This window comes from Paenibacillus sp. 11B (assembly GCF_030487755.1).
Classification (GTDB): domain Bacteria; phylum Bacillota; class Bacilli; order Paenibacillales; family Paenibacillaceae; genus Paenibacillus; species Paenibacillus vandeheii.
Window position 1 is genome coordinate 113564 of sequence record NZ_JAUKNS010000010.1, and the last position, 23654, is coordinate 137217.

At 39.2% G+C, this 23654-nt stretch carries 25 protein-coding genes; 5 read left to right on the top strand and 20 right to left on the bottom strand.

Annotation, left to right across the window (positions count from 1 at the left end):
- Nucleotides 1-808: 808 nt before the first annotated feature.
- From Q0V21_RS30890 to dnaN, 8 genes are all read right to left on the bottom strand, one after another.
- Entirely contained in the window at nucleotides 809-1207 is a 399-nt protein-coding gene (locus Q0V21_RS30890; RefSeq protein ID WP_301882257.1) for a hypothetical protein, read from the bottom strand.
- Between the two features lie 36 nt (nucleotides 1208-1243).
- A complete protein-coding gene (locus tag Q0V21_RS30895) occupies nucleotides 1244-1855 on the bottom strand; it encodes a phospholipase D-like domain-containing protein (RefSeq protein ID WP_301882258.1) in 612 nt (203 codons plus the stop codon).
- 12 nt (nucleotides 1856-1867) lie between these two features.
- Nucleotides 1868-2212, bottom strand: coding sequence for a pepsin/retropepsin-like aspartic protease family protein (locus tag Q0V21_RS30900; RefSeq protein ID WP_105410463.1), 345 nt, complete (start codon nucleotides 2210-2212; stop codon nucleotides 1868-1870).
- 171 nt (nucleotides 2213-2383) lie between these two features.
- On the bottom strand, nucleotides 2384-3010 hold the full coding sequence (locus Q0V21_RS30905) for a YecA family protein (protein WP_301882260.1): 627 nt from the start codon (nucleotides 3008-3010) through the stop codon (nucleotides 2384-2386).
- Between the two features lie 161 nt (nucleotides 3011-3171).
- Nucleotides 3172-5964: a hypothetical protein gene (locus tag Q0V21_RS30910; protein ID WP_301882261.1), complete on the bottom strand. Its 2793-nt coding sequence runs from the start codon at nucleotides 5962-5964 to the stop codon at nucleotides 3172-3174.
- A complete protein-coding gene (locus Q0V21_RS30915; RefSeq protein WP_301882262.1) occupies nucleotides 5964-6608 on the bottom strand; it encodes a hypothetical protein in 645 nt (214 codons plus the stop codon). The genes Q0V21_RS30910 and Q0V21_RS30915 overlap by 1 nt, the downstream gene beginning before the upstream one ends.
- 17 nt (nucleotides 6609-6625) lie before the next feature.
- The gene (locus tag Q0V21_RS30920; RefSeq protein ID WP_301882263.1) at nucleotides 6626-7672 is read right to left on the bottom strand and encodes a DUF6094 domain-containing protein; all 1047 of its coding nucleotides are present in this window, start codon (nucleotides 7670-7672) and stop codon (nucleotides 6626-6628) included.
- A 67-nt stretch (nucleotides 7673-7739) separates the two neighbouring features.
- A complete protein-coding gene (gene dnaN, locus Q0V21_RS30925; RefSeq protein WP_105410469.1) occupies nucleotides 7740-8912 on the bottom strand; it encodes a DNA polymerase III subunit beta in 1173 nt (390 codons plus the stop codon).
- Between the two features lie 768 nt (nucleotides 8913-9680).
- Between dnaN and Q0V21_RS30930 the strand changes: the two genes are divergently transcribed.
- Nucleotides 9681-10283, top strand: a complete 603-nt coding sequence (locus tag Q0V21_RS30930) for a hypothetical protein (protein ID WP_301882264.1) — start codon at nucleotides 9681-9683, stop codon at nucleotides 10281-10283.
- 77 nt (nucleotides 10284-10360) lie between these two features.
- On the opposite strand, the gene Q0V21_RS30935 is transcribed toward Q0V21_RS30930, so the two are convergent.
- The 5 genes from Q0V21_RS30935 to Q0V21_RS30955 all read right to left on the bottom strand — a co-directional run bounded on the left by Q0V21_RS30935 (nucleotide 10361) and on the right by Q0V21_RS30955 (nucleotide 14181).
- Nucleotides 10361-10744, bottom strand: a complete 384-nt coding sequence (locus Q0V21_RS30935; protein ID WP_301882265.1) for a hypothetical protein — start codon at nucleotides 10742-10744, stop codon at nucleotides 10361-10363.
- A 396-nt stretch (nucleotides 10745-11140) separates the two neighbouring features.
- Complete coding sequence (locus Q0V21_RS30940; RefSeq protein WP_301882266.1) at nucleotides 11141-11356, bottom strand: hypothetical protein; 216 nt, start codon at nucleotides 11354-11356, stop codon at nucleotides 11141-11143.
- A 462-nt stretch (nucleotides 11357-11818) separates the two neighbouring features.
- Complete coding sequence (locus Q0V21_RS30945; protein WP_301882267.1) at nucleotides 11819-12277, bottom strand: hypothetical protein; 459 nt, start codon at nucleotides 12275-12277, stop codon at nucleotides 11819-11821.
- 141 nt (nucleotides 12278-12418) lie between these two features.
- A complete protein-coding gene (gene ssb, locus Q0V21_RS30950; RefSeq protein WP_301882268.1) occupies nucleotides 12419-12895 on the bottom strand; it encodes a single-stranded DNA-binding protein in 477 nt (158 codons plus the stop codon).
- A 29-nt stretch (nucleotides 12896-12924) separates the two neighbouring features.
- On the bottom strand, nucleotides 12925-14181 hold the full coding sequence (locus tag Q0V21_RS30955) for a toprim domain-containing protein (RefSeq protein ID WP_301882269.1): 1257 nt from the start codon (nucleotides 14179-14181) through the stop codon (nucleotides 12925-12927).
- Between the two features lie 872 nt (nucleotides 14182-15053).
- Between Q0V21_RS30955 and Q0V21_RS30960 the strand changes: the two genes are divergently transcribed.
- The gene (locus Q0V21_RS30960; protein ID WP_301882270.1) at nucleotides 15054-16037 is read left to right on the top strand and encodes a helix-turn-helix domain-containing protein; all 984 of its coding nucleotides are present in this window, start codon (nucleotides 15054-15056) and stop codon (nucleotides 16035-16037) included.
- 72 nt (nucleotides 16038-16109) lie between these two features.
- Here Q0V21_RS30960 and Q0V21_RS30965 read toward each other — a convergent pair whose 3' ends face one another.
- The 7 genes from Q0V21_RS30965 to Q0V21_RS30995 form a co-directional block, all read right to left on the bottom strand.
- Nucleotides 16110-16385: a hypothetical protein gene (locus tag Q0V21_RS30965; RefSeq protein ID WP_301882271.1), complete on the bottom strand. Its 276-nt coding sequence runs from the start codon at nucleotides 16383-16385 to the stop codon at nucleotides 16110-16112.
- 164 nt (nucleotides 16386-16549) lie between these two features.
- On the bottom strand, nucleotides 16550-16873 hold the full coding sequence (locus Q0V21_RS30970) for a hypothetical protein (protein ID WP_301882272.1): 324 nt from the start codon (nucleotides 16871-16873) through the stop codon (nucleotides 16550-16552).
- Nucleotides 16874-17113: 240 nt separating this feature from the next.
- Nucleotides 17114-17497: a hypothetical protein gene (locus tag Q0V21_RS30975; RefSeq protein WP_301882274.1), complete on the bottom strand. Its 384-nt coding sequence runs from the start codon at nucleotides 17495-17497 to the stop codon at nucleotides 17114-17116.
- Between the two features lie 268 nt (nucleotides 17498-17765).
- Nucleotides 17766-18062 carry a helix-turn-helix domain-containing protein gene (locus Q0V21_RS30980; protein ID WP_301882275.1) on the bottom strand — a complete coding sequence of 99 codons (297 nt, stop codon included), beginning with the start codon at nucleotides 18060-18062 and terminating at the stop codon, nucleotides 17766-17768.
- 543 nt (nucleotides 18063-18605) lie between these two features.
- Nucleotides 18606-18773 carry an aspartyl-phosphate phosphatase Spo0E family protein gene (locus Q0V21_RS30985; protein ID WP_301882276.1) on the bottom strand — a complete coding sequence of 56 codons (168 nt, stop codon included), beginning with the start codon at nucleotides 18771-18773 and terminating at the stop codon, nucleotides 18606-18608.
- A 51-nt stretch (nucleotides 18774-18824) separates the two neighbouring features.
- Nucleotides 18825-20528, bottom strand: coding sequence for an LPD1 domain-containing protein (locus tag Q0V21_RS30990; protein WP_301882277.1), 1704 nt, complete (start codon nucleotides 20526-20528; stop codon nucleotides 18825-18827).
- Between the two features lie 448 nt (nucleotides 20529-20976).
- On the bottom strand, nucleotides 20977-21531 hold the full coding sequence (locus Q0V21_RS30995; protein WP_301882278.1) for a hypothetical protein: 555 nt from the start codon (nucleotides 21529-21531) through the stop codon (nucleotides 20977-20979).
- A gap of 200 nt (nucleotides 21532-21731) precedes the next feature.
- On the opposite strand from Q0V21_RS30995, the gene Q0V21_RS31000 reads away from it, so the two are divergent.
- From Q0V21_RS31000 to Q0V21_RS31010, 3 genes are all read left to right on the top strand, one after another.
- The gene (locus Q0V21_RS31000) at nucleotides 21732-22076 is read left to right on the top strand and encodes a sigma factor-like helix-turn-helix DNA-binding protein (protein ID WP_105410484.1); all 345 of its coding nucleotides are present in this window, start codon (nucleotides 21732-21734) and stop codon (nucleotides 22074-22076) included.
- 356 nt (nucleotides 22077-22432) lie between these two features.
- On the top strand, nucleotides 22433-23209 hold the full coding sequence (locus Q0V21_RS31005) for a phosphodiester glycosidase family protein (protein WP_301882283.1): 777 nt from the start codon (nucleotides 22433-22435) through the stop codon (nucleotides 23207-23209).
- A gap of 95 nt (nucleotides 23210-23304) precedes the next feature.
- Complete coding sequence (locus tag Q0V21_RS31010; RefSeq protein WP_301882284.1) at nucleotides 23305-23520, top strand: hypothetical protein; 216 nt, start codon at nucleotides 23305-23307, stop codon at nucleotides 23518-23520.
- The last annotated feature ends 134 nt before the right edge of the window (nucleotides 23521-23654 follow it).

Genomic DNA, 23654 nt, shown 5'->3' on the forward strand with positions numbered 1-23654 from the left:
ACTCATAAAAGAGGGGATTATATTTGAAATGCCACATAAAAAGGAGTTTGTCCTTAAAGAAAAGACCCAAACAACACCGATTTTGAAAAAAGGCCACACTAAAGGGAGTTGTTTTCGTTAAAATTGTGGATAACTCGCGATAATACTCCTTTATATGTGGCCTTTTGCCATACATTTCTCCTAAGGCCACATATAAAGGAGTTAATTTAGAAAATATCCACACATCGTGCTTTATCTCTTATGCTAAGGAAACTACATTGCGGTTATCATCTTTATAGAAACAAACTGCCACACCAAAAGGAGTGAAGTATGTAACAAAGCTGAATAAATTACCTTATGAAGCGATTTATTTAGCTTAAAGTGCCACACAAAGAGGAGTATCGGGTTGCTTTATCCCCAACATTTGCTAATCGTTCACTACCCTACTCCTGTTAATGTGGCCTTGCTTATCCCTTACGTGTGGCCTTTCACTCCCTTTGGTGTGGCTTCTTAGGAATTGTATGTGTGGCCTTTCACTCCTATATCTGTGGCCCTTTACTCCCTTACATGTGGCATTAAAGGTCCTTCAAGCCAGTCGTGGCCTTACTCTATCAATCTCTTAAACAAGCAAAACAATAAAAATAAAAACTAAAATAATAAAAATATATATCTAAAGAAGAATAGATTCCGATAAAATCCTAAGTCACCCTTTTCGTGTGGCCTTTCATACAATTATCACTCTTACCACATGAAATACAGCTACATCTTTTAGTACTTTATGCTTCAATACATAGGCTTAGAATCAATTCCTCAAACTTCATAATCAACATTAGATGCCCTGTGGCCAACAAAAAGTTTTCTCATACAGGTCATTTGTAGCTGTTTTTAAACCATACGATCCATCACTCACCTCAATAATTCGAAGGCAAACAGAATGAACAGCATCTTTCCATTCATTATTATCAACAAGTAACTCTATCTTATTTTCAAGTTTATTAAGAGCTTCGCCAACATTTTTAGCTTGTGCTGCTGGAATCCACGATCCTTTATTATCTAAATACCATTCAAGCTCAACTGCTTCAATATCTCCACCACCTGTAATATCACGTAATTGATCAACATAATCTGCAGGGCCAATCATCGCCCACACGTCTCCCCCATAACGAGCTTCCCACACTTCTAACGTCCACCCATGTGAGACTAACTGATTAATAGCAGTAATATTCATACCTATCCCCTTCATGAATTAATTTTGGAGCTATAGCTACAAAGATATTGCAGCATACCTTTCTTGATCCAACCACATCTCTTGAAAAACGTCTGACCAATATTCAGCAATAGCTTTATCATGAATCACAACTAGGACCTCATCATTATATTTTGTGGCAGCTGCTGAATAGTTAAACGAACCCGTAGTAGTAACCGAACGATCCGCGATCGTTGTTTTATGATGCATCAAACCACTATGTGTATTTTCCTTTACCTCTATACCTTCATCTAAGAGCTGATGTATTCTTTTAGCTTGTGATTCGCCTTCTGATTGAGAGCGATCTGTAATAACTCGAACTTTTACCCCACGCTGATGAGCATTAATTATTGAATTCGTAATATTTCTTTCAGTCAAACTATAGATTGAGATATCTAAAGTATCTTGTGCATCATCAATCACCTGGATAAGAAGTTTTTCCGGATGCTGATCTTTCTGAGTGAAAGCATATTCAATGTTAGAAGACTGAATACTGACAGATTGCTCTGGATCTGAAAAAGAAGATGTAAAAAGCGTACTTACTCGATCAAATGAATCAGTTGAGGAGCAACCTGCACTTAGAAAAAATAATAATCCCAAAGCAAGAACACCTTTTGAACGGATAAACATATTCGACATCCCCTAATCTCTTTTTCTCTCTGAAAATGCTTGTTCTGCCCATTCTTGAAGAGTAAGTCCGTGCTTCAACTTAAAACCATCAAGTTCTTTGCCGGCATCATAGACCAACAACTCCTCGTCAGCAGCTTCATCTATAGTCTTACCATCAGATGTAAAGCCATAATTAAAATCATTAGGTACAGCATGCAATAAACGCACATAATCACCAGATTTAGTACAAGCAGCTCCGATGGCTGTGTTGTTTGTTTCTGCTAATGATACCGGTCCATATATTGCACAGTGGGTCATATCTGCATTTAATTTGTCGCATAGATTGCAAGTTGGATAAATTTTCTGTTTTGTACTCATAATTCTCGTTCCCCCTAATTCAAGTTATATTTTTATCATATAACGGTTTTTCATTTTCTCCAAACAATTAATTAATTAACTAATTAATATATGATAGAAATCCAATTGCATTGTACATCGATAAAGTAGAAGACGAACAACCACAAGGATTGTTCGTCTTCTACTTTAAATCTATACCTCTATCAATTTACGTCCAGTGTGTTTATATTTTTCTCTTAAAACATTACGACTAATATCCATTCCCAATTTCGATGCAATTCTTTCAATTGTTTCCCATCCCCGCTGATCCGTTGCATCATCGAGATAGTTTGTTAATGGTGTTCTATAGATTTCCCCAGCAACTCTATTATCTAAACCATCTTTACTAAATCGATAATTAACCATAGATGGATCAATTGAACAATCATTTAAATCATGCCCAGCGTACACTCGTGAATGTCGCTTCTCATCCAACGTCAATTGAATAGCAATATCAAAAGGGGCCCCATCTATCTCAATCCAAGAATGATCAAAATATCCTAAGCCAGGCACCTCCACTTCTCCAATACATGCTTCACATTCAACGTTTTGCTCTTGCAGTAGTATATACATCACGCTCGATGTGATATGACAAGATCCAGGATTAGGGTTACGTCTAAAATCCTCATTTATTGCTACATATGTATCACAAATTACTTTTTTCAGAGGATGTTCAAATGGAATATTCAAAATTTCTTTGTTATATACCTCATCATTGCCGTGGCATTTCTTATACTTCTTTCCACTTGAACATAAACAAATATCATTTCTCCCTAGCATTTAGAATCTCTCCTTCAGAATAAAATACGAACAAATATAGTATACTTTCTACAAACAATACTTCATATAACAATATGTGAACTGCTATATATAATGTATTGAAATAAAAGATCCCCCACCCTATTAGAAAATGGGAGGGGGATCTGAGCAAGAACTAATGCTTACAAAATAAAAGCGATTTGCCCTTCAGATACGTTATAGATTTTCTTTCTTTTCGTCTTACCTTTCTTTCCTTCAATAACAACTGACGGAGTCCATTCATCTATACCGGCTCTCACCTGTACAGGCATATTCGTCAAATTAAACGCCCATCTACGGAATGCTGTTTCATCCCCGCTTATGGCAGATGGATCCCACACAAGTTCCATATCACCAACGAGTGACGCTCTTGAGTACGACAGACCCTCTACTCCACGTAAAACATGCTGTGAAACAAATTCAATATGTTTCGTAAAACGAGGAACAAGATCACTTGGAATATGGTGATTAGCCCAGCTCAAGATTGCATCCTCAAGCGTTTTTCCTTGATAACGATTGCTAACAGGAAGCAATTCGCTGTTAAAGTTTTCTTCCACTACTACTTCAACTGCACCGACAGTGGCTGACTCTATTTGAGTCGCAAATTGAGTAGCATCTATGGTCATCTTACCCCAAATCGATTCTGCACTCTCTACACCATCTATTTTATTTCCAATGAAACGTTTAGCCAACTCATTAGCCAAACTACCACCACCAGAACTATCCGTCAATGCGGATAAACCATCCTCACTAAACTGTCCTTCAAGGGCCAAGGCTGCGTTCATTTTAGTTGCCATTAGATTAATGGCAAGTTCCTGCATAGACCCTTTGTACCCACTGTAGATAGTCTCACAAGCGTTTTTCTGACCAATACGCCAATGTCTTCCACTTGCTTGACGAACAATCTTCAAACGATGACCAGTCTGATAGAAAAACAGTGAAGGGAAGCCAAGTAGATCCAGACCTGTACTCACGAGTATCGGGTTCGTCAACAAGACTTGTATCCCTTCCCTTTCCTTTTGTGCAATCCATTCTTCTCGCTCCGGACCCTCAACATTAGACTCAAGAACTGCTGTCTTAATGTTTTGCTCCTCCAGCAGCAACTGTAATCGTTGTAGAGTACCTAATTTTCCGGTATACGTTGCATAGATACCTACCTTACGGCCCGCTCTAATCCGTGACTTCACAAATTTAAGCAATTGCTGCTCTTTTGGATAGATTACCCGGTCACTTAAACGATACAGTGGTGAAACGATCTCTTCACCTGTGTCCGGATGATAAACACCTTTGAAGTTAAAAGGAACATCGGGATAAGACAGTAATGTATTCACCAAACTCCCTAACAATACTGATTGTCCAACCGCCAGTTCCTTCTCAACTGCGCGTCTTAGTTTGTTCGAGATTATATCAAGGTTATTCTGAAGATACCAGGACGGAGCCACTAGCCGCATCCCTTTTTTTAGACGTCGTCTGCTACCTGGTCTTTTATGAATCTTAGTGACGTTATTTACAAAACGTCTTTCACCTTCCATGTCCACAAACATAGGCCCCTGATCAAGTGTAGGCAGAACCTCAAACATATCAGACATCTGAATAAAGCATGATACATCACTTAAGATATCTGTATAGAGCTGAGGAGCTGCTGCAGGCAGTTCTTTCGTGCTCACCTTCACCGGTGAGCCATTACTTGAACTATTCAGCTCAACATTTTTCTTGATCTTCGTCGTTTTTTCCCTAACACCATAAAGATCAATCCACTTACCGACGTCACCCCACATAAAGCCCATAAGCTTCATCCGGTTAGGATACATCCGGAAGATCAGTTCAAACAAGTTACTCGCGTAACCATTCATCAGAGTACCGGTCATAGCAACTGTGTTTTTGGCACAACCCATAAGCACATGAAATGCATGGGCTTGAGCACTACAACCCGTGAGTTCGTGGCACTCATCTCCGATTGTTAAATCAAATTTACGTTTGAAATAGCGCTTGAACAGATCTGCAGGCGAAACTTTTCGGGGGGCTGCCCCAGACACTTTAACATGTTCTCCAGCAATGTTCATTTTGTTTTTATTCTTTGCCGACCACAGACGTGCACCACACTCGCGGTACTCATCTTTATCTGGATCTGCATTCTTGTATAATCTAAGCTGATTTGAACATGAGAGATTATACTTCCGACGTGCAGGTTTACCATGTTTATTATAAAAATCATCGTACTCCAGAGGGACGGCATCCCCCTCTTCCTTTTTCATCAGTTGCCCGCCACAATCAGGACAAACCCATCCTTTGAAACTGGTCTTCATGAAAGATTCCTTTTGCTCTCCATGACCAACATGTTTCTCATATGTACGGTCAACCCACTTCGCTACAGGTTCATACATGTAACCGAGTTTGCACGTATCTCTGGCAATGATATAAACTTCTATTTTGGTTGGGGGCGAATTCATGATCCCGCTGTCCCGCAGTTGAATCACATCCTGATAACTCTTTAGATAACGAGCTTCATACAAGTCCTTATCCAATAAAATAGAGATTTCTCGCTTCGTTTTCTTTAGCAGATGATTGGGAACCATGTAAATGACTCTACCTGTCCCCTTCAACATCTCGCGTATAAGTGAAAAAAAAGTAGAAATGGATATAGCAGTTTTGCCGGTACCCATGCCTCCTATTAAAAAGAGCCTTTTGTGCTTCTGGAACCCTTTAATTAAAGCTGTGACCACATGGGCTTGAGCATTAAATAAAGGCCGTTTAATCTCTTCGAGGACCTCTAAAGGACTATCTGTACCAGGATGATGAACAGGGATATACTCACTATTTAGGCGCTTGATCAAATCAGGACCAAACATGTGCAAATAGTCACTTATACTCTGAATGTCACCTAAGGTCTCAAGTGGATGATCTTCTAGGACTGCAATCTGATTTTCTGTCTGCATTATATGGCCTCCTGTTCAATCTCCGTCAATGTGATCTTTCCGTTCTGTAATCCGCGGGTAACATATTCATCTAATACATCCTCGTTAGCGATTAGATCGTACACTACCAATTCGGAATAATTCCCATCAAAATCATACACGGTGAGTGGAACAAAACGTTTGTCCTCGATCAACATGTCCATGAGATACGCTGTCCATTCTCTCAGCAGCGGAGTCTCATAGTAGCTATCCATCGCCCAAAACAATTTCTCTTCTATTTTCCCGTCCCAAGCAAAGATGATATACCCATCTTGCTGTCGCTGTAGGGCTCTTTCACTAACAACAACCCCGGATACTAAGGTCTCATCTTCGCGCTGTGACTGATGTTTATACTTTCCTGCAGGCCGGACAGAAAACGATGATTTATCATAATTCTTTTCTCCGATTCCTGGTGCATGCATCAACATAAAGTACACGTCACTTGCTTTTCTTGCGGAATGAAACTGGGCAAATACAGCCTGTACCCTGGAATCAATATCAATGACATTGGCATACACTAGTTCATCCCGAAGTTTCTTCTCTTTTTCAAAGACTTCACGAGTTACAATGAGTGATGTGTGTACTTTTACATAGATATCCTTATGTCGAAACTCCATAAATTTCATTTATATGACCTCCTGTATTAACCTTCGATTGTACGAATGGTGCCGTAGCGATCTACAGTTTTAAACGTAATTTTATATACCTCTTTGTCCGTAATGATTTGCTCAGTAGCAGTTTCTTCAACGGATTGGATTATAGCCTTCTTCACAATCCCCTTTAGTACATGCAGGAGCTCACCTGAACCGACTTTCCCGTTCAGTTTACCTGAAGCCATCCTCATGACCCGATGCATCTCTTTATCTGGTAAGAGTGGCTGCAGCTTCTCTGATGGTTTCTTGGGAGTCGTCCAGTCCATTGTTTTCTTCGTTAATGACGATGCCAAAGAAACCTTCACGATCTGCTCCACATCCATGTGACTCGAGCGAAATAGCTTTAAAGTAAAATTACCTGCTTTCACTTTGTAAAGCGGTTGCTCTAAAAAAGGAATTCGTTCCAGTTCATTGTCCTCATGTAGAAGATCCAAGATACGTTGGACTTCATTACGATTTATCATCTTCTCCGCACGTTTTCGACCAATCGTATATACCTGGTGATATGTATCATCATGTGACTGATAAATTCGAATATCATCCAGATTGGCCACAAGCATCGTAACCACATCTTTCGTCATACGGCCGCGGGGAATGTTATATATCAAAATCCCGTCTGCAGAAACATACTGAAGGAGCTGCCGGAGAAATCGTTTCTCTTTCCTCTCCAATTTCGAACTTGCAGTCTCACTATCAGAATCGTAAGGTGGATTAAGATACATCAACCTAAAAGTATCCCTACTGATGCGGCACTCTTCATATCCCCCAAATAAAGCGAAATTCGCTCTCTGACGTAACTCCATATATTTGTTCTCGTTGGGTTCAATCCCAAAGGTAACAGCCTGAGAACCGTCACTGAGAGTCTCTAGAGCTTTCCCGCTGCCTGCACAAAAGTCGGCTACTGAAAAAGCTTCATTGGGATACTGAAGCAGACTGCGTAAACAATGCATGTCCTTTTCGGTTGTTTCGTAATTCCCCATCCGGACCTTATTTCTCTGGATTCGATCGAACATACCCTTTAAATTGTGATTGCTCATATTATCCTCCTCAAAAATAAAGAAGCCGGCACAAGCTCAGCCAGCTCCTCATTGTTTTAATTCACTCTTATCTAACCGGATTGATGACGACCATGATAGAAGGATCTCCTTCAAAGGAAACAAATCCAGGTAGACTACTCCCACTCACCCGAAGATGAATATTTTGAATGCCCTTGTCACAAATCGTGATTGCATCTTTCAGGTATCTTCCGTTGAATTTCATTACAGGAAAATCTTCTCCTACAGCGACGTCTTCAAAGGGATCACAGACCTCACTGTTTTCAGATTCCGTATGAACCACAAACACACCATACTCATCGACTTCTAACGTCACCCGGTTGTTCGTTGCATCCAGAGACAGTGCTCGATTCAGAGTATCATTTAATTCACTCTGATTAATGGATAGCTGCATGCCTTTATTCTCACCCCTGAAGATCACGTTTAGTGAATCTAGTGGGAAGGTGAGATCGAGTTGTCTCCCAAAATATATCGAATTCTTTTCTCTCAGGATCAAATAATGCTTAGTGATACTGAGATCGACCTGTTCACCATGAAAGGAATCTACAATTTGCTTAAAAGCAATTGCTGGTATAAGGGCTGATACGAATTGATCTGGGTCTAAAATGTCTACATCAGTGACGTAACGAAAGACCCGATGCCGATCAGTAGCCACAAAACCCAGCTTCCCCTCATGATTATATAAATGAACTCCTGTTAATGCCGGTGTCTTATCATCACCTAAAGCAAACCTTGCAGCATTAGCTGCCTTTCTAAGAACTTGAGACGGGATCTGTAAAAATTCATCTGTGACAGGCTGAGGTAAATTCGGATACTCCTCGGAAGATAAGATCTTCAGATTCGCTTTTCCCCTCTTCCCATACGATATATGAATAGTCCATCCCTCTTTCACAAAGGTTAAATTCCCATGTGGCAATCGTTTCAGCAAATCAATACCTTCTCTAGCCGGAAACAGGAAACTACCGGCAGAACCACCTGTATTGGTAATGGGTATCATCTGAAGTAAAGATTGCTCCGTGTCCATCGCCGTAATAAATAACGTCTCGCCTTTAATGTCAAATTTCAGATTTTGCAAAATAGGAATTGACCCTGACTTAGGGACGATTTTTGCACATACAGTGAGTACGTCAAGAATCTGTTCATGCTCAATCTCAAATTGCAGATCATTGACAACTACGTTCTCCGAAATCTCTTGTTCTTGCAGGTCTAATAGCTTAACCATTGAAATTCCTCCTGATGTGGGCACGCAAAAAAAGCCATGGAAATAAAAAAAGACATACCTGTGGTATGTTCCTTTAATTCTCCATGGCTAAACGATGCCAATTTTTATGTGTTCTCTTTGAACGGCTCCCTCACTAGCTGTATTGAACAGCAGTGAAAATAAATAATTCAATCGTAATAAGCTGATAATACAGCATTGTTATGTAACTTTCAACCAAAAGGTATAAAGAATTCGTTACAAAATGATGCTTTATACCTTTTGGTATTGAAACCTATCACTTAACTTCTCACATGAATAAACATTCACTCAGCTGGGATTTCAATGAACTCAGTAATTTCGAACCATCCAAATGCGAAGGTAACCGAATTCTTGACATAAGTTGTATCAAGATCTGTACCCTCTGAATCAAATTGGATTGAAAAAGCTCCTGTAATGTCACACTCTCCAATTTATAAATTTATCTAATTCAGGATGGTACGTGCCTGGCCGTTCATGCTTCCGGATCTCAGAAGAAAATAATGTATTAGACTAAGCTCGTCAATTGGTTTCTGTTTACGGCGCCCTACTGCTTCGCAAAACTCCAGTCTATTCTTATTCTTTCTTGCTACGGGGAGCCGAATAAATTGGGCATTACCTCCGGATATGCTGATGGGCTCGAATCACCTATCAGATATTTAATTCTTAATTTTGAGCGGCCTGAATAAAAAAGTCGAAAAAAGCAGATAAATAACTCAAATAAAGTTTTGAGTAGTTTCAAGGAGGATGTTTATGAAAAAATTAATGATGAAGTGCGTATTAGTACTTATTGGGCTTGGGATAACAGGAATATTCCCTTCCATTAGTGCTTATTCTGAAGCTGTATTACCTAAAGTTGATAAGGATACTCACTATCCGATTACTTATTTTGATTCACTAAGTGAAGCAGTTAAAGAATATCAAAAATTAACATCTAAAAATCCTGTATTAATACCAACATGGTTACCCAGTAAATCATATTTAGAAAATATACGCATTGTTGGTGGTGGTACTGTTCTAACAACGGAATATGTAGGTGAAGATCTGGAAGTTCGAATTCATGTTAATCCACAAATAGAACGGTCAGATTTAAGCAAGCGTAGGACAATTACCATAAATGATAAAACAATGGCTGAGTTTAAGGAAAACAATTTCCTTTATGCATTGAATTTTGATAATGAAGGTAGAAATTACATGATTCTTATTGAAAAGAAAAATGTTAAATCAATCAATAATGTTAATCCAATCAATGTTATCAGTAAAGATAAAGCAATAGAGTATATGATTAAGATCGGACAATCCTTAACCCCATTTAAAGGGGAAAGTTATTTCAAAAAAAGAACTGTTAATCAATGAATCAAACATTTGAATATCTTTACAAATAAACAGAAAAGATCCCCCTCTATGAGGGGGATCTTTAAATTTCTAACTTTTTAAAATTTGCTTATTGTTCCATAAGCAACACTACCAGTTTGGCCCGCTCCACCAGTGCCTAACCCAATGGAGTAGTAACCACTTTGTGTTACTGTATAAGTATCACCGCCTGATCCATTGGGAGCTATGATAACTGAATCAAGCGCTCCTCCATTAGGACCAAATAAAACAAGTACAACATTATGTACGCTGGTAACAGAACTTTCACCGTAAAATGAAATAACATCACCTGTAGAGAAATATAAGTCATCAGAAAATGCAGCGTGCTGATCTCTCGCTAAATAAACTGTCTTTGAGGTTGCAGCAGATGCACTGTGAACAAACAATAAAGAAAACACTAATAACAAGAGAGTAACGGTGCTACGTTTTTTTAGAATAGACATATTCAATTCTCCTTTATGAACATATTTTGGTTTTCAATTATATTATCAGTATAGTAGATTCATATTTTCAAGTATATAGCGTATACTGTCTTTTTTTGTAAGATTTTGTTTTCTTTTGATTTTTTTTCGTGTGGGCTTTAAAATATTTTCTATTTTAATTACTTGCGAAGGAAGTTTATTGTGTGGACATTCGCTATGGATGTTCAAAGAAAATAAAATATTAGACTGGAGCTATTGATCTGACGCCGATTAAGACTACCCCATTAGAACCCCTTTTTCACACATAATAACTCAATAGATAAAGGATGTGTTCTAGTGCCTAATGAAATTACCATATGCATACAAAAAAACAGTACCCTTCAAACAAAAGGGGTACTGTTTTTTTTAGTTAGCTTGCTAGGCTCTTATTAATCCGTGTTTCTTAACGATTGGAAGTGCAACTTCTTCTGCTGCAACCTGCGGGTAACGTAGGACAATCGTATTTCCGTTACGTGTTGTAACGTTACCACCCAGTGCTTTTAATAACTCACGAAATGCAGCATTCAATACATCCTCGTCTTCATGGGTGTATGCCCCTTGTGCGAAGAATTTAAAGTTTTTATCCGTTAACATAATAAAACACTCTCCTTATGTGATATCTATAATAGGCATACCGGTATGCTCGGCTGTCTCACTCTCATGGAATTACGATGAAGATCTAATTCATTTCGTGTGATGTAACTTGGGATGAGACGTAAAATTGCTGTGTTAAACAAGTTCTTTGAAATGTCTGGCAACCATATGCTATCCAAAAACCAGCAATCAAGCAGCTCTTTTTTGTCCATAGCAGGATAAGAAATGCTTAGTCCCAAATGATATGATCGTATGGTTAACTTCAGCTTTCCTCCTACCTCATGTACACATAAATTAGTGTACGGATCTCCAATTGGGTAAAAAGAGCATACCGTGATTTTACCGTGCTGATATGAGATGCCACTGCAACAGTCACACTCAAGTGTACTCACTGCCCCAAGTTCATAGTTATTTTCAATTACACCAAGTTTTTGCACCAAATCCCCCGTTTTATCTGTCATATCAGTTCTCAGAATCACTGCCATTAGATTGAGGAGAGAACATTCCTCTCATCATATCGACAATGATATCCCCCATCAGTGGAACACTTCTACCTAAAGATACATTGATAAGCGTACGCATCTTTTCTTCCGTAAGGATTGTTGGATTAGCTGCTTCAACCGGATATTTGACCTGTTTCAATGAATCATCTAACCTTTCGGTACCGTCAAAATGATAGGTCCAAATTTTTTCTTCATCATTGGAAGGGTACATATTGACACGAATAATTTCGGCATATCCGTCGTCCAATGATAAAACTGTGTCGCTTGCAGTGAAACCATTGTCCATTAGGAAATTAAAGCACTCTTGTTCAACTAAAGGTAGTAACTCAGAGAGTTCATATCTAGCACATGTTCTTCTTACAATTCCCCCGTCTACAAGATGCAAAATATAAATAGTAACTCCCACTGTCAGTTCCATATATATTCCTCCATGTGAACCCCTTTCGCCGCGGGATTCAGAGATTTCCCCGCGGCAGGGGCTTAAAAGGATTGATGATTTAGAAATCAAACCATGAGATCCCACATGAAATTGGCAATAACGTTTTTATGTGCTCCTACCTCAGAAAGGCAAGTCATCATCTGAGATGTCAATCGGCTTTCCATCTTCAGAGAATGGATCCTGATTACTGGAACGAGAATTAGAGTTAGACTGGCTTCTCCCTCCACCGGACGGTTCTTCAGGTCTGTTTTGAATATTACCACCTCGGTTATCCCGGTTGGCCGATTCTAAAAAACGAACATTGTCAGCAATAACTTCTGTGACATAGACGCGTTTTCCCTCGTTATTCTCATAATTACGAACCTGAATTCGACCTTCAACTGCTGCTAAGCGGCCTTTACGCAAATAATTGGCACACGTTTCTGCTAATTGACGCCAAGTGACGATCGGGATAAAATCTGCTTCCTTTTCGCCCCCTTGACTTGTAAAAGGTCTATCCACTGCCAAAGTAAACTGAGTTACGGCAGTTCCACTCGGAGTATAGCGCAAATCAGGATCACGAGTTAACCGACCAATCAATACCACTCTGTTCAACATATGTAACACTCTCCCTAAATTTTTTTTATTTACTCTACCATGAGTGAAACCTGGGGGGTGAAGCCTAGGTCCAATAAATCGTCGATTCCTTTACCTTGTGACATATCCCACAGAGCCAAGCTAAGCTTCATATCTGTATTTTCTGCGAAGAAAGCAGCGCATAATTCCAAGGCCTGTTGCACCTCTGGAGTGGACACCGCATCTGCATCGAAAGCAAGTACAACATGCTTACAGCCTAATTGTTTAAGCGGCTCTAAAATAAGGGGATATGATCCAACACCAGGCAGACCGAAAAATGGCTTTAATAAACCATCCGCGGCTTTATCTGCCTTTAAGGCACCTTCGGTAACCCATACCTCGGAACAATCGATTAATTCTTCCGGACTCTCGCCAAGCTGCCAATAGGGCATGCATGGTGCCGGTAAAGCGAAGTGATAAGGAATGGGCCCACCGATTGAAGAACCGTTTGTTTTGGATCCACTGCTCCACCACCAGTATCTTTGGGTTTGTTTAAGTTCAATGCTGAAAACGAACTGACCGCTTTTAGAAGTACACACTTTCTTCTCTTTCTCTGTCAGTTGAACAATCATTGTTTTCCCTTGAACTTCTATTTCGCATTGTGCACGACGTTTACCCAGGTCATTTTTTTCTATTTCCTTCTTAATGACTCCTTTGATTGCTCCCTTCATGTCTATCTCCAGTGGAGGATTGTCTACACGGATCTGCCAACCTGTGATTTCATTGTAGATGGACCGAAATGGCACCATCAGGCCAGAGTATCCGGCCATCGTCCAGTACGGACCATATTGTCCCTCATTTACAAAGAAACCTGGTACGCCCAACAAATCAGATTCATCACTTAACCGATGAATGATTTTTTTGGCAACCTTGTATCGATCACCAACAGGCATTGTCCGGTATTCCCTGGTTCTAATAACCGGTTCCTCCATTTTTCGAACATCACGTAAATGATTTTCGTGGAAAACGGATAACGGAAGTTCTTGGGTCATTACTCGATAGACACGATTCAGGTGACGATTAGATTTTTTGTCAACAGAGTCTACCTGCATGATTTCCACTTTAGTCGTAGGCCTCTTATCCGGATCAAGATAATGTTTATACTGCCTGCCCATGGTGGAATCGAAGTAATCGTCTGATGCAATTCTCATGCAATTGACAACAGACTGATCACTATCAATTGCACACCATCCTTTGTGACCACAAATCGGACAACGGGACATGATCTCATACCATCCTGGCTGATTTCTTAATCTACGTAGCTTCATGAGCATATTTCCTCCCTTATTGTTGACGTTTAATTGAACTACTGGATAGTCAGTACAGACTTAGTGTTGTGAATTCGATTTTCCCGCCAAGAAAAGTCATCTGTACACCAGCAGTCAATCTTCTTCCAGATCTGCAGCTGCAAACGATTCTTATGCAAAAAAAGGCACATTCATTGAGTGAATGTGCCTTCCTGGCGTAAACAGATAGCAAAAAAAGGACGCACGTATAGTGGGCGTCCTTTATAGCAACTGTTACTTTATCTTAAATCGATGCTTAATAGCATATCTCACTCTTCACCATCTTTAGATGCGAAGAAAATCAATTCGTTTTCGTATTAAAGTGATTATACCATTTGTCATTTGGTGGGTAAAGTTAAGAAATGAAAGGGGCAATGATAAACAGCTTATATGCCGTATCATTGCCCCTTTGCGTGCGTTATTAAGTTGAATTAAGTTTATCACACGTCATAAATTATGACAACGACATAGTTTGATAGAAACTGCCAAAATTATCTTTACCCTAATATATTAATATGCTATAGTCGAAGTGCGTGCAAAGCAATGGGTGAAGTCTCTTCGTAACGAAGAAACGGACCTCTGTTTAGTCGCACACAAATTCAAAATTGTGTGTTTTTTTTATCTCTTATTACTAATTAATTACTATATTAAATAACTACCGTAAAAGAAAAAAGCCCCTATCGCGAGAGCAAATCGTGTCTTCGGCCGCCAAGCGTACGACATGAATTGCTAGAAGATTAGGGACTCTACTTACAAACATTTGTGAAACCATCTTATCACAGAGTTTTTTAAAAGTGAAGTCCCTACTCTTCTTCAATGTTGCCTAATTGGGTGTCAATTAAAGGAGAGTTTTTATGTATGAAAAAAACCTGAAGGGTTCCCCTCATAAGTTACTGTACTATCGTTATAGACCCACGGGTACGGAGGAATCGAAGATCCGTGTCGTAAACGAAGAAGAACAGGCTTATACCAAAAAAGAAATCGAAAAAATCTATATACCTGAGGAAGAAATAAGACGGTTCAGCTTAGATAAACACGGGCAACCCATACCGCACGTCGATGGTCACATGACGATTATTAGTAACTACATATGGGATTACTGGGGGCACTTTTTTAGCGCTGAAGGGGTTGCTTTGTATGGCCATCTTAAACGTTTCTGCTACGGTGATAAGGATTATTGTTGGCCCGATCTCAAGCTGATATCACAAAAAATGAATAAAAGCCGCAATACAGTGAAAAGAATACTCGGCATTTTAGAAAAGTATGGATTTGTTGTCGTCTTCAATGTCCAAAATGCCGACAAGAACAATCTGGAGGAAAGCCCACTTTATAAGGTGCGTAAGAAGGTCCCTTTTCTACCAGTTGAACTGTATGAGCAGCTGCCCACAGAATTAAGGTTAGATCACGATAAGTACATGCAGCGGATCGTGGAGGACATGGATGATGTCATTCATCTGGACCCATCAGTTGATTTTACGGAAGTATATGACAACGTAATCCAGAAAGGTACGGTAGTTAGAAAACAAAAAACAGGTCAAAAATTGGAGAAGGAAACTCAAACCAAAGTTAAGTCACTCGAAATGGAACGATCGGACCAGGACAGAAACTTATGGATTGAGGCTCTCAACATTCTACAAGCAAAAATGACGAAGCCGTCTTTTGATACCTGGCTAAAAGATTCATTCTGTATTAAACGTGACCGCATTGTGACTGTCTATTCACCTACTCAATTCGCTTCAGAATGGTTAAGTACCCGAATGGATATTTTGATACGTGAGGCATTACTGCAGGTTAATCAAAGTATAGAGGATCTTAAGTATGATTATTTGTATCAATAATTCATGAAGAAACTATAAAAAACCGCTGTGCTCACTTAGCTTGAGCACAGCGGTTTTTTATATAGCTTGCGTTTAGTTGAGTTCGTCAGTATCAAAACTTTTGTTTATTATCTCGAATTTTTGTTTATTATCTCGCCAATATTGTTTAGTGGGCCAGAGGTTTCTTGGTAAAAAAGCAAGTGTTTTTCTAAATTGCCTGTCTTCGAGGTAATAAGTTCCCCATGCTAGTATAGCCATTACCAAAAACACAACATAAACCCCTGGGTGCATCCCGTTTATTATTGTTTTTAATGTGGTTATGAACGTTTCTTCAACTATAGAATTATCAATTGTTATTTTACGTAGCACAACAAACCCCTCCAATTCTCAGCGGTTATGTAATGTTCACTTGACTCTCAGCCACAGTTTTAACTGGTTCTATTCACCTTAATTCTTGCACGAGCTCCAGACATTTCAGGGACAAATTTCAATTTGTAATATATCAGGTGAGGAATATTCTAACTATGACAATGTCACTTAGTAGTTGTTAGAGTCTTTATGATTTCATGTAATTGTTCTGCATGAAATTCTTTCTCACTTTTAATGTAATTTGAATTTTTATCAGACAATACTGAGTATTCTTTTAACGTTGCATGTCTTGATAAGATAGTACCACCACATGATTCAGCAATATGAGTAGCAGCTACATCAAGAATAAAAGGGAATGCCAAGGATTCATGACTTACAAACTCATAGCTAAATGAATCTACTATCTGGCTCGTCCTGCCAAGCCCACCTGCGTAATAAAGCTGCCCTAATTGAACAACCCAGTATTGATAATCATTGTTTTGATCCATGTGTGACATTCACTCTCCTAGTTAGTTTAGATTTTCCCAGATAAAGCTACCTTTGAGTGGCATATGAATGATCATAAGAGTAATGCTCCTTTAGCCATGAGCGTAGTTGCTACGAAATCCCAAGTTGAGGTTCTAGTCAAACTTTACAATGACGGTTTCCTCCAATAAAAAGTCCAATTGAATCAAATAGTTGATAGTGCCCAACGCCGCTTTGTACGTTGGGCACTATCATTAGACGACTCAAGAAACAAAAACCTTAAATCCTTCTTTCCAAAACGCTGTGATTTCCAGAAGATGACTGTACAGCTCTAGATTATGTTTTTCAGCATTTTCCAGAATCTGATGTTCTGTCATAAAACGTAAACATAACTTCGGATCAGGTAGAGCATCTAACCAATTCATATGCTGTTCCTTTAACTCATCTAATTCTGGAAAGCCGAACCATTCAGGACAGTACATAATCCACTTGTCCTTCAATCCATTTGCCAGCATGAAGAGTGTTAATTTAGCTTGAATACCGGATGAAAATTCAAGAGCCTCATAATCGTTATCTTCATCAACAGTAAGACTACATTCTTCTGATTTTCTATTTTTAGTGTAATGTCTAATAGCTTCAATATTCAACGTTATAATACCTCCCATTGTAATCCGTCCTATATCTATTTGTTCATTATAGATCCAGTTTTCTAATAGAACATCTATAAAGTAGACGTATGAGACATATCTTGTTCTCCTCTGCGTGGGGTGGTTGGTGGTGCTTCTATTGTACACAGAGAGTCAAGTGTGTCTCTTTTTTACATTTCATGGAACTGGTTTTGAGCAAGTACAGTTGTTTAATTGATTTTATCGTGGAAGTGATCAGAAGAATCATATTTAGCATCCTCCGTTATCACTACTCCTGATCCAAATTCTCCTCTAATTTACCTTTTAGATATCTCACTACATTTTCATCCTTGAGGATCAATGTTTGGAATTCTATAGGTATACGCCCTGCTTTGATTACTACTTCATGTGGTTCAAGTTGAAGCACTAATGCTAATCTGATCAGTACTTGCTCTGATGGAGGCGTTCTAAGTTGACCTCTTTCCATCTTGCTCAGATATGTAGCTTTAACATTAGCTTTATCTGCAACTTCTTCTTGGGTCATCCGAAGTTTAATACGAGCTTGTTTAATGAATTCTTCAAACATAATTACCCCCACAAAACCTCATTATTCCATACTTAAATAATAACAAAACTTGAGTAATTACTCAAGTTTTGTTAGTTTCTGAAGGAGTATTGAGTTGGTTAATTGAGTAGCAAGATAAACTAACTTTTTCTCGCTGATATTGGTTAATTTGATCCTCATATTACGCCTCTCAAAAATTGAGAGGCAGTCTATAAAATTTTGAGAAGCTGATTCTCGAAGGTTGAAAGTCTGCATCTCAAAAATTGAGAAGCCGCGTATCTCAGAATTTGAGAAGCGAGAGTATAGCGGTATTCTTGCTTCTCAGATTTTGAGAAGCTGCTTCTCAAAATTATATAATCGGTTTAGCTTCTCAATATTTGATAGTACCCCCTTTAAAATTTGAGAGAAGGTATCTCAGAATTCGAGATATCCTATCTCAGATATTGATGGACCCCCTCTCAAATATTGAGAATAAATAATAACAATCTTTAATCCTTAGAAATAAGCTTTAAAAAGAATTAGAACTGAAGAATAGTTTTCATCATAAAAAAAGAACGCGGCTGATTAGCCGCATTCTCTGTTTAATCTTTTATTAAAGTCATTAAGGAGCAAATCTAACTCCTGAGATACTCTTAACACCTCTGGCGACATTAACCCATGAACTGTTCCAGCTTCATGCATTTCTAATCGCTTAATCTCTATCTCCTCGCAGATATCGGTTGGTTTATCCATTGTATAACCTCCAGATAGAATATGTGATAGTGGTTTTCCCAGTCTCAGCATTTATCTATTCCAATTTTGGTCATCATGAAGAATGCCTGAATCGTTTAATGTCTGCCACCAATTACGGAAAGCATCGTTAATGTCTTCACGTTCTTCATGCAATGGATAGGGCCCACCGAATTTGGTGCCGGTGACTAAATATGAGTTATCAAGCTCCGCTGTATGAAGTTCATCTTCTATCCATGACTCGAATGCTCTTGCAAATAGTTCATGGTCTCTTTTCCAGTATGGTCCGCGAGATCTGGCGTCAAGTAGGAAGTTACTTTCATCCGTGGGAACACCGAATGAAGCCGGAACTTCTAATCCTTTACGCTGTAGAATGTTACAGTAGAGTAACCCGATATCATTCCACATTCGCGGTTTTACATTAAAATTACCGTTTTTAAGAACCAGCATTGCAGCATCAATGTCATAATTTTTCATTTCGAGTAATTCAACAACACGAGCCCGATATTGATACTCCTCAGATGGTAGCGGATCTGGAACGATCACGTGCTTCACACCATCTCCCTCTTTTATAATTTTCATGAGTTCAGTAAAGGCGATACCCACATTACGGGGTAAATAGTTACCTGGCTTATGTCCAGTCAGAGAGAGAGGTTTGCCATTAGAGAATTGATGAGAGAACGAATATAAGTTGAAGTCCAATGCATGTGCCCACTCATGGCAAAGGGATCCCCCACCTCTGAGTTTAGTAATGTTCATGATATTGCTGCCAGGCTCGTAATGAGCGGAGGCTGACCCAGATCCTCTTGCACCGAAGGCTAATCCTAACAAGCCATAGAAAGATGCTGCCTTGTTTGGAATGTCTAACAGGCCCACCAGATCGTTTAGAGCGTGGCCACAACTTAAAACATGATACCTCCCAGCGACATCCTGAACCCAATTACCAAACTGAACTCCTCTAATCCCAAAGATATCGATTAGGTCATCCGGTTTATTAACTCCAGATGCTTCATTAGATTTTCGGACTACCTCTTCAGGAACGAGCCGTTCCCACTTTTCTTTGTTCTCTTTAATGGTTGTCTTTTTCACACCACTTGTGTTCAACCAATTCCAGTCCTTACCCTGTTCAGAATAAAATGCTTTCTGAATCAAGTTATACAAGCCAGGACGGCCCCGCCGGGTACCATAGAAAAGTGATTGAAATCGATCTCCCAGTGCGAGCCAAAATTGAGAACGAATCAATTCAGGTTGCTCATCAATTCTATGGGAATAGGTTGAAAGTCGAGCCTGATACAAAGCTTCTTTAAGCATCAGAAAAGCTTTCTTCATGCGATCCTCATCCTTGGCTCCGGACAAGATGGACTGTAGTGCTCCTATGCTCTGAATATAGTCTGCCCGCTTTTGTGGTGTATCCTCCGGATGCTGGCACACTCGTGCCCATATCAATTTAATCGCGAAGGCAGCTTCCGAAGTAAATCCTTCAACCTGGAGACTTCTCAGATCAAAATCCTTTAGTAATTCATTCTTGCAGACCATTTGGTATGCCACCGAAGGGTTCTCTTCAATTTTGGACCAATCAACTCTAGATTGTTGACTCAAGTGTTTTTTTGCACCAAGTAATTCTTCCCCGACATCATAAACATAGGAATTCTTCGAATTCCTATGAACCCTACCCTTTGTTTCCGCAGGTACAAGAGCATTTGCAGATAAGACTGCATTTTGATTTGGAAAATAGTCAAAAAGTGAAAGCTGATTCATATTTATTACCTCCATACTCTCCCGCGGTAGGCGGGAGGTTTTTTTCTCCGCCAGCCGGCTGGGATTGCATGTGGTTCTTACCTAGGTTACAAATGAACCCTAATTTCTTTTTGATCGTGAATGCATGTTATTGCAAAAAACAATCCTCCTGTTTTTGGACGCAAAAAAGGAGACCCAAATACACGTATCACGTGTTTTCAGTCTCCTAATTAATGGCCATATTCATGCTAAGCTACTCAGCTACTCCCTCTCTGTCCCATTATTGGGTCAAAGAAAATTAATACTTTCTGTTAATGAGAATAGTATACCGTAGAATATGATGAATGTAAATTTATAGAAGTTAGAAATCTAACCACAAATTTTATCGAACGGAGCATTTCTACACTTCACATAAAAGGACTCAGCCGAAGGTGTGATCCTTGGCTGAGTCCTTTTATGGGCCAAATCATTATTGATGACGGTATGCTTTCCATTGATCTTTTATTTTGACAAAAATATAATCCCCTGTTCCAACGCTGCCGCGACTTTCTATCGAAACCTTGACAATAGCTACATCATCAGCAAAAGTATTCAGACTATATTCATCAGTAACTGCTTGAACCCTGGTGTCATCCTGCTCGATTTTTGTAATACCTGTGGCTTCTGTCAACCCTTCAAATGGATCAAAAGTTTTTGGATCATATGTCAGTTGGTGCCTAGCAGCTACATCGTTATTTTTTACTGCTTGAAATACACTAAGCACTGATTCCAGGAGATCTCCTTTGACATTCACATTATTGATGTGATCTAAATCTAGTTCAACTGGTTTACTTGTTTCAGCATTATTGTCTTCTTCCTTCTGATTTTCTACGGAACCAGATGACTCTTGTGTAGCCTCCGTTTGGTTATCCTTATCAGGTGTATTGCTTTGTACATTAGACGGTTTCGTCTCCGTAATGTTTTCATTTGAACAAGCCGGTAATAACAGGCACATGGCAGCCAGGATAAAAACTAACTTTTTCATTGAATTCCACATCTCCTTCCTAATTATAGATTAAACGCCATCTAACCAATTAAAGTTACACATTATGGTGATAAGTATACACCATTTCATCCAGAAATGTTATAATAAATAAGAACAAATGTTCTGTTTATGGTTGTTAAATATTGTTTGAATCACCCTACATATGTAGAAGTAAATTCTTACGAAAGGGGATATTTCACATGCAATCAGAGCAATCAGATTATGAACGCTATAAAAGAGAGATCTATCGTATTGGCTGGAGAGTACAATATAGAGCTAAGAAACTGAGGAAGAGCGAATGCCCTATTTATGAATTCAATACCATGGGGGTCTCTTTCACTGAAGAATCGGATCTGAAAATTACATTACAACAATTAATGGAAGAACTATCGGAAAAGGATCGAGAGATACTATTGAGCATATACGTAAAAGGATACACAGAAACCGAATTAGCAAAAATCTATAACATGAGCCAACAGGCGGTGAACAAATGGAAGAGAAAAACGATCAAACGGATATCACAAACGCCGATTTCAATGCACTGATCGCAGCAGCGAAGAATAAAGATCAAGAAGAAACGCTCAGATTAATCGAGTTATTTAAGAAAGATATACAACACATTAGTAGATTCATATATCTCCCAACCGAGGAAGCTACTTCTGAGATTTTAGTTGAATTTTTGGAGTTTCTTCATAGCGAGAAGTAAAAGCCTTCTAATGTGAAGGCTTTTTTACTTGTTTCTTCAACTGGTGAGGTGAGAACTTATCATTTAGTAGGTTGTTTTTAAAAATCTGAAATTTATGGTTGTACTTTATCCTGAATAAACTCCCTTATATATGAGAAGCAAGAAACGGCCGACTTCTCTAGCTGATCAGCACAATAAAATTAGGAGAGTGATATTATGTTTCAACATTTCAAACGCACAGTAAACGGTACATCAACTGAGGTTTACACACTTGTAATGCACGTTGATAATTTCAAAGTTGGTTCGCTGGGTAGTAATAGTGTATATACTTCTTCTTTGCAGGGCGTTAACGGAACCTTCTATGGTTCAACTATGCTTGGAATTGCTGTTCAAAATGGAGCTGCAGTACGCCCCTCCTCCTCATGGAATCTGGCCTGCTTGAAAAATGGTAGCTCTACTGTTGATCGTAATCGTGGGACAATGTATCGTACAACCGGTGGTACCGTTGCAGTCAAAAAGACGGTTCTCGCACAGAACCTGACGGGAGCTTTAAGTTCACTGAGATGGGCTATCGGAGGGATTAGCTTACTATTGGATCAAACGCTGACGAGTGCATCATATAACTCCGCAATTGCAAGTGAAGCAGAAGGTGTTGGAGGCGTGTCAGACAAGCGACCACGTACTTTGATGGGCTATATCCCAAGCAGTCAAGAGATTGTGCTTGCTATTGCCGTCGATGCTGCAGATCCTGGTAATCCCAATAAAGGGATCACGATGTTTGACGGTCGTACAATCATGAAAGATTTGGGTTGTACGATGGGGATTCACCTTGACGGAGGAAGTTCTACTTCGATTCGTCTGAGACATCAGCCTCAGGATGGAGCTGAGCGAGTCGTTCGCCATCGTGTAACAACGAATGCTCAACTTGTAGCAGCTTATTTCGATACAACTTGGCCACAACAACGTTTCCCTAGTCCATGGACTGATCTTTAAAATACTTGTCCAAGAATCCTTCAAGAAGCCCAGCATCCAATTGATGCTGGGCTTCAAATCCTTTTTGAGAGGAGTACATTATGGAGAACTTATCAATGGAGAGTATTGGAGCTTTAATAGGTACAGTGGGTTTTCCGTGTTTGGTAGCAATTATTCTGTTAAGGACTGTATTGGTGAATTTCAACAAGCGTTTAGATACGTTAGATAAACGATTAATACAGTTAAACAAGTCAATTGTCATGGTTGCGAAGACATTGAAAAGTGAAGAGTTACCCGCAGATACATTGGATATAAGGAGTGCAGAAAAATAAAAAATAATTCTTTAATCCATGCAATTCGATAGTTGAAAATACCCTTGAAATTTGTTACCATTTAGTTATAAATAACTCACCATCAGGCGCTAAGCTATGATTATGGTGATTGCGTTAAGAAGAGCATTTACCGC

Excerpts from the sequence above, each read along its gene's own strand:
- Q0V21_RS30890 (WP_301882257.1), bottom strand. The coding sequence starts at position 1,207 with ATGAATATTACTGCTATTAATCAGTTAGTCTCACATGGGTGGACGTTA.
- Q0V21_RS30895 (WP_301882258.1), bottom strand. The coding sequence starts at position 1,855 with ATGTTTATCCGTTCAAAAGGTGTTCTTGCTTTGGGATTATTATTTTTT.
- Q0V21_RS30900 (WP_105410463.1), bottom strand. The coding sequence starts at position 2,212 with ATGAGTACAAAACAGAAAATTTATCCAACTTGCAATCTATGCGACAAA.
- Q0V21_RS30905 (WP_301882260.1), bottom strand. The coding sequence starts at position 3,010 with ATGCTAGGGAGAAATGATATTTGTTTATGTTCAAGTGGAAAGAAGTAT.
- Q0V21_RS30910 (WP_301882261.1), bottom strand. The coding sequence starts at position 5,964 with ATGCAGACAGAAAATCAGATTGCAGTCCTAGAAGATCATCCACTTGAG.
- Q0V21_RS30915 (WP_301882262.1), bottom strand. The coding sequence starts at position 6,608 with ATGAAATTTATGGAGTTTCGACATAAGGATATCTATGTAAAAGTACAC.
- Q0V21_RS30920 (WP_301882263.1), bottom strand. The coding sequence starts at position 7,672 with ATGAGCAATCACAATTTAAAGGGTATGTTCGATCGAATCCAGAGAAAT.
- dnaN (WP_105410469.1), bottom strand. The coding sequence starts at position 8,912 with ATGGTTAAGCTATTAGACCTGCAAGAACAAGAGATTTCGGAGAACGTA.
- Q0V21_RS30930 (WP_301882264.1), top strand. The coding sequence starts at position 9,681 with ATGAAAAAATTAATGATGAAGTGCGTATTAGTACTTATTGGGCTTGGG.
- Q0V21_RS30935 (WP_301882265.1), bottom strand. The coding sequence starts at position 10,744 with ATGTCTATTCTAAAAAAACGTAGCACCGTTACTCTCTTGTTATTAGTG.
- Q0V21_RS30940 (WP_301882266.1), bottom strand. The coding sequence starts at position 11,356 with ATGTTAACGGATAAAAACTTTAAATTCTTCGCACAAGGGGCATACACC.
- Q0V21_RS30945 (WP_301882267.1), bottom strand. The coding sequence starts at position 12,277 with ATGGAACTGACAGTGGGAGTTACTATTTATATTTTGCATCTTGTAGAC.
- ssb (WP_301882268.1), bottom strand. The coding sequence starts at position 12,895 with ATGTTGAACAGAGTGGTATTGATTGGTCGGTTAACTCGTGATCCTGAT.
- Q0V21_RS30955 (WP_301882269.1), bottom strand. The coding sequence starts at position 14,181 with ATGAAGCTACGTAGATTAAGAAATCAGCCAGGATGGTATGAGATCATG.
- Q0V21_RS30960 (WP_301882270.1), top strand. The coding sequence starts at position 15,054 with ATGTATGAAAAAAACCTGAAGGGTTCCCCTCATAAGTTACTGTACTAT.
- Q0V21_RS30970 (WP_301882272.1), bottom strand. The coding sequence starts at position 16,873 with ATGGATCAAAACAATGATTATCAATACTGGGTTGTTCAATTAGGGCAG.
- Q0V21_RS30980 (WP_301882275.1), bottom strand. The coding sequence starts at position 18,062 with ATGTTTGAAGAATTCATTAAACAAGCTCGTATTAAACTTCGGATGACC.
- Q0V21_RS30985 (WP_301882276.1), bottom strand. The coding sequence starts at position 18,773 with ATGGATAAACCAACCGATATCTGCGAGGAGATAGAGATTAAGCGATTA.
- Q0V21_RS30990 (WP_301882277.1), bottom strand. The coding sequence starts at position 20,528 with ATGAATCAGCTTTCACTTTTTGACTATTTTCCAAATCAAAATGCAGTC.
- Q0V21_RS30995 (WP_301882278.1), bottom strand. The coding sequence starts at position 21,531 with ATGAAAAAGTTAGTTTTTATCCTGGCTGCCATGTGCCTGTTATTACCG.
- Q0V21_RS31000 (WP_105410484.1), top strand. The coding sequence starts at position 21,732 with ATGCAATCAGAGCAATCAGATTATGAACGCTATAAAAGAGAGATCTAT.
- Q0V21_RS31005 (WP_301882283.1), top strand. The coding sequence starts at position 22,433 with ATGTTTCAACATTTCAAACGCACAGTAAACGGTACATCAACTGAGGTT.
- Q0V21_RS31010 (WP_301882284.1), top strand. The coding sequence starts at position 23,305 with ATGGAGAGTATTGGAGCTTTAATAGGTACAGTGGGTTTTCCGTGTTTG.